This window comes from Nocardioides sp. CPCC 205120 (assembly GCF_048654585.1).
In the GTDB taxonomy this organism is placed as follows: Bacteria; Actinomycetota; Actinomycetes; order Propionibacteriales; family Nocardioidaceae; genus Nocardioides.
In genome coordinates, this window is sequence record NZ_JBMCYY010000004.1 from 1 (window position 1) to 5,667 (window position 5,667).

Sequence of the window (5,667 nt, forward strand, 5' to 3'; positions counted from 1 at the left end):
GCCCCGAGGGGCCGGAGAGATACCGGCCAAGCGGTGCGCGTGTGATTCTTGAGAACTCAACAGTGTGTCATATAAGTCGACGGATTAGTTTGTTTGTTTTTGCCTCGTCGGCTCGCCGGTGACTGGTTCTATCTTCGGATGGGTCTGGTTGGTTGGTGGGTTGATGTTTCTTTGGTGGAGACGGATTTTCGATGTCGCAAGATGTCGGGGTTTGTTTTCTGTCTGGGATGAAGGCTTCATTGTTGAAACTCGACTGGCTCGCAAGGGTTGGTTGGGGTTTTGTTTTCGATGGAGAGTTTGATCCTGGCTCAGGACGAACGCTGGCGGCGTGCTTAACACATGCAAGTCGAGCGGAAAGGCCCTTTCGGGGGTACTCGAGCGGCGAACGGGTGAGTAACACGTGAGTAATCTGCCCCTCACTCAGGGATAACCGCGGGAAGCTGCGGCTAATACCTGATATGACACGGTCCCGCATGGGGTCGTGTGGAAAGTGTTTAGCGGTGGGGGATGTGCTCGCGGCCTATCAGCTTGTTGGTGAGGTAGTGGCTCACCAAGGCTTCGACGGGTAGCCGGCCTGAGAGGGTGACCGGCCACACTGGGACTGAGACACGGCCCAGACTCCTACGGGAGGCAGCAGTGGGGAATATTGGACAATGGGCGAAAGCCTGATCCAGCAACGCCGCGTGAGGGATGACGGCCTTCGGGTTGTAAACCTCTTTCGCTCATGACGAAGCGCAAGTGACGGTAGTGAGAGAAGAAGGACCGGCCAACTACGTGCCAGCAGCCGCGGTAATACGTAGGGTCCGAGCGTTGTCCGGAATTATTGGGCGTAAAGGGCTCGTAGGCGGTTTGTCGCGTCGGGAGTGAAAACCAGGTGCTTAACACCTGGCTTGCTTCCGATACGGGCAGACTAGAGGTATGCAGGGGAGAATGGAATTCCTGGTGTAGCGGTGAAATGCGCAGATATCAGGAGGAACACCGGTGGCGAAGGCGGTTCTCTGGGCATTACCTGACGCTGAGGAGCGAAAGTGTGGGGAGCGAACAGGATTAGATACCCTGGTAGTCCACACCGTAAACGTTGGGCGCTAGGTGTGGGATCCATTCCACGGGTTCCGTGCCGCAGCTAACGCATTAAGCGCCCCGCCTGGGGAGTACGGCCGCAAGGCTAAAACTCAAAGGAATTGACGGGGGCCCGCACAAGCGGCGGAGCATGCGGATTAATTCGATGCAACGCGAAGAACCTTACCTGGGTTTGACATACGCCGGAAAGCTGCAGAGATGTGGCCTCCTTTTGGCCGGTGTACAGGTGGTGCATGGCTGTCGTCAGCTCGTGTCGTGAGATGTTGGGTTAAGTCCCGCAACGAGCGCAACCCTCGTCCTATGTTGCCAGCACGTAATGGTGGGGACTCATAGGAGACTGCCGGGGTCAACTCGGAGGAAGGTGGGGATGACGTCAAGTCATCATGCCCCTTATGTCCAGGGCTTCACGCATGCTACAATGGCCGGTACAAAGGGCTGCGATCCTGTGAAGGTGAGCGAATCCCAAAAAGCCGGTCTCAGTTCGGATTGGGGTCTGCAACTCGACCCCATGAAGTCGGAGTCGCTAGTAATCGCAGATCAGCAACGCTGCGGTGAATACGTTCCCGGGCCTTGTACACACCGCCCGTCACGTCACGAAAGTCGGCAACACCCGAAGCCGGTGGCCTAACCCTTGTGGAAGGAGCCGTCGAAGGTGGGGCTGGCGATTGGGACGAAGTCGTAACAAGGTAGCCGTACCGGAAGGTGCGGCTGGATCACCTCCTTTCTAAGGAGCTTTAATCAGTCAGGCGTTGGGTCCACATGTCGTGGGTTGCCCTATATGTGTCTGGCGGCTTCTTTGTGGAACCGTCGATGAAGCAGCTCGTGTTGTTGCTGCTGGTGTTTGTTAGTACTGCTGTCGCAGTCTTCTCGCTTTCGGGTGGGGGGTTGTGGTGGTGTGGAACGCGGGGCTGGTGGTGGTGGATGGGTTGTGTGTGACGCACTGTTGGGTCCTGAGGGATCACGCGATACTGCGTGGTTTGCTCTGGTGCCTCCTTTGTGGTGGCCGCTCTGTTGGGTGGTTGCTGGGTTGGTGGGTGTGTTGTTTGAGAACTGGACAGTGGACGCGAGCATCTTATTAATAAGTGCTTGATGCGAGTTTATGTAGAGATCCTTAACGCGCGACGAAATCGTTGTGTTTTGTCGTGTTGTGGTTTGTTTGGCAAGCTGTTAAGGGCACATGGTGGATGTCTTGGCACCGAGAGCCGATGAAGGACGTTGGAGCCTGCGATAAGCCCTGGGGAGTTGGCAACCGAGCGTTGATCCGGGGATTTCCGAATGGGGAAACCCAGCTGGAGTCATGTCCAGTTACCCACGCCTGAATATATAGGGCGTGTGGAGGGAACACCGGGAAGTGAAACATCTCAGTACCGGTAGGAAGAGAAAACAATAGTGATTCCGTGAGTAGTGGCGAGCGAAAGCGGAACAGGCTAAACCGCGTGCGTGTGATACCCGGCAGGGGTTGCGTGCGTGGGGTTGTGGGGCATGTCTTGGCCAGTCTGCCGGCTGGTCGCACAGTAAGAAACTCGAGTTGAAGTCGAAGCCCATTGGAAAGTGGGGCCGTAGAGGGTGATAGCCCCGTAGGCGTAAGGCTCGAGCTGTGTTGGCGTGTACCCAAGTAACACGGAACCCCTGAAATTCCGTGTGAATCTGGCGGGACCACCCGTTAAGCCTAAATACTCCTCGGTGACCGATAGCGGACAAGTACCGTGAGGGAAAGATGAAAAGTACCCCTGGCGGGGAGTGAAATAGTACCTGAAACCGTGTGCCTACAATCCGTCAGAGCCTTCCTTGTGGGGGTGATGGCGTGCCTTTTGAAGAATGAGCCTGCGAGTTTGTGTTGCGTTGCGAGGTTAACCCGTGGGGGGAAGCCGTAGCGAAAGCGAGTCCGAATAGGGCGTTTGAGTAGCGCGATCAAGACCCGAAGCGGGGTGATCTATCCATGGGCAGGTTGAAGCGTGGGTAAGACTGCGTGGAGGACCGAACCCACTTCAGTTGAAAATGGAGGGGATGACCTGTGGATAGGGGTGAAAGGCCAATCAAACTCCGTGATAGCTGGTTCTCCCCGAAATGCATTTAGGTGCAGCGTTGCGTGTTTCTCAGCGGAGGTAGAGCACTGGATAGCCGATGGGCCCGACCAGGTTACTGACGTTAACCAAACTCCGAATGCCGTTGAGTGAGAGCGCAGCAGTGAGACTGCGGGGGATAAGCTCCGTAGTCGAGAGGGAAACAGCCCAGACCATCAGCTAAGGCCCCTAAGCGGTGACTAAGTGGAAAAGGATGTGGAGTCGCAGTGACAACCAGGAGGTTGGCTTGGAAGCAGCCACCCTTGAAAGAGTGCGTAATAGCTCACTGGTCAAGTGATTCCGCGCCGACAATGTAGCGGGGCTCAAGTCATCCGCCGAAGCTATGGCATTCACACGTTAGCTAAGCCGCCCTTGAGGTTGGTTCAGGTGTGTGGATGGGTAGGGGAGCGTCGTGTCGCCGGTGAAGCGCCGGAGTGATCCAGGTGTGGAGGCGACACGAGTGAGAATGCAGGCATGAGTAGCGAATCACGTGTGAGAAACACGTGCGCCGAATGATCAAGGGTTCCAGGGTCAAGCTAATCTGCCCTGGGTAAGTCGGGACCTAAGGCGAGGCCGACAGGCGTAGTCGATGGACAACGGGTTGATATTCCCGTACCGGCGAAGTAGCGCCCATGACGAACCTGGTGATGCTAACCATCCGAAACACCTCTTTGATCCACATCCTTCGGGGTGTGGGCTGGGGTGCGTAGCGTGGGACCCGAGCTGGTAGTAGTCAAGCGATGGGGTGACGCAGGAAGGTAGTCGGACCACGGCGATGGTAGTTCCGTGGCTAAGAGTGTAGGGAGCCTCCTAGGTAAATCCGGGTGGCTGTGTTGGATCACGATCCTGAGACTTGATGGGGACCCTTTTTTGGGGAAGCCGATGATCCTATGCTGTCGAGAAAAACCTCTAGCGAGCTATGAGCCGCCCGTACCCCAAACCGACTCAGGTGATCAGGTAGAGAATACTAAGGCGATCGAGCGAACCATGGTTAAGGAACTCGGCAAAATGCCCCCGTAACTTCGGGAGAAGGGGGGCCGGATCCGTGAACCCACTTGCTGGGGGAAGCGGTGATGGCCGCAGAGACCAGGCCCAAGCGACTGTTTATTAAAAACACAGGTCCGTGCGAAGTTGTAAGACGATGTATACGGACTGACTCCTGCCCGGTGCTGGAAGGTTAAGGGGACCTGTTAGGCAGCAATGCCGAAGCGGAGAACTTAAGCCCCAGTAAACGGCGGTGGTAACTATAACCATCCTAAGGTAGCGAAATTCCTTGTCGGGTAAGTTCCGACCTGCACGAATGGAGTAACGACTTGGGCGCTGTCTCAACCGTGGACTCGGCGAAATTGCACTACGAGTAAAGATGCTCGTTACGCGCGGCAGGACGGAAAGACCCCGGGACCTTTACTATAGTTTGGTATTGGTGTTTGGTTCGGCTTGTGTAGGATAGGTGGGAGACTGTGAAACCTCGACGCCAGTTGGGGTGGAGTCAACGTTGAAATACCACTCTGGTCGTACTAGATGTCTAACCTAGGTCCATTATCTGGATCAGGGACAGTGCCTGATGGGTAGTTTAACTGGGGCGGTTGCCTCCTAAAATGTAACGGAGGCGCTCAAAGGTTCCCTCATCCTGGTTGGCAATCAGGTGTTGAGTGTAAGTGCACAAGGGAGCTTGACTGTGAGACAGACATGTCGAGCAGGGACGAAAGTCGGAACTAGTGATCCGGCGCTGGCATGTGGAAGCGGCGTCGCTCAACGGATAAAAGGTACCCCGGGGATAACAGGCTGATCTTCCCCAAGAGTCCATATCGACGGGATGGTTTGGCACCTCGATGTCGGCTCGTCGCATCCTGGGGCTGGAGTAGGTCCCAAGGGTTGGGCTGTTCGCCCATTAAAGCGGCACGCGAGCTGGGTTTAGAACGTCGTGAGACAGTTCGGTCCCTATCCGCCGCGCGCGTAGGAAACTTGAGAAAGGCTGTCCCTAGTACGAGAGGACCGGGATGGACGAACCTCTGGTGTGCCAGTTGTCCCGCCAGGGGCACGGCTGGTTAGCTACGTTCGGAAGTGATAACCGCTGAATGCATCTAAGCGGGAAGCACGTTTCAAGATGAGGTTTCCCACCCTTTATGGGTTAAGGCCCCCAGTAGATGACTGGGTTGATAGGCCGGAGGTGTACAGCAGTGATGCCTAGCCGACCGGTACTAATAGGCCGAGGGCTTGTCATACAAGCCTCAACATCACAAAACACTTCTGTTGTGCGTCTGGGTCTCTACTGAACCCGTACACGTCATGCTGCTTGTTATTGTTCGCGTCCACTGTCTGGTGTCTGAGACAACACACCATCCCGCTGCCCCCACACTTGACCGGTGGGGACGTGATGCGGGGAATGTGTAAGTCAATAGAGTTACGGCGGTCATAGCGAGAGGGAAACACCCGGTCCCATTCCGAACCCGGAAGTTAAGCCTCTCAGCGCCGATGGTACTGCGACCGGGAGGTCGTGGGAGAGTAGGACGCCGCCGGACAT

Annotated in this window: 3 rRNA genes; all 3 read left to right on the forward strand. The window is 56.0% G+C overall.

Annotation, left to right across the window (positions count from 1 at the left end):
* Positions 1 to 285: 285 nt before the first annotated feature.
* Positions 286 to 1,804, forward strand: a 16S ribosomal RNA gene (locus ACOACO_RS18610).
* A 433-nt stretch (positions 1,805 to 2,237) separates the two neighbouring features.
* Positions 2,238 to 5,368 (forward strand): 23S ribosomal RNA (locus tag ACOACO_RS18615).
* Positions 5,369 to 5,548: 180 nt separating this feature from the next.
* A 5S ribosomal RNA gene (rrf, locus tag ACOACO_RS18620) occupies positions 5,549 to 5,665 on the forward strand.
* The 16S, 23S and 5S rRNA genes sit together here, the layout of an rRNA operon.
* Positions 5,666 to 5,667 lie beyond the last annotated feature (2 nt).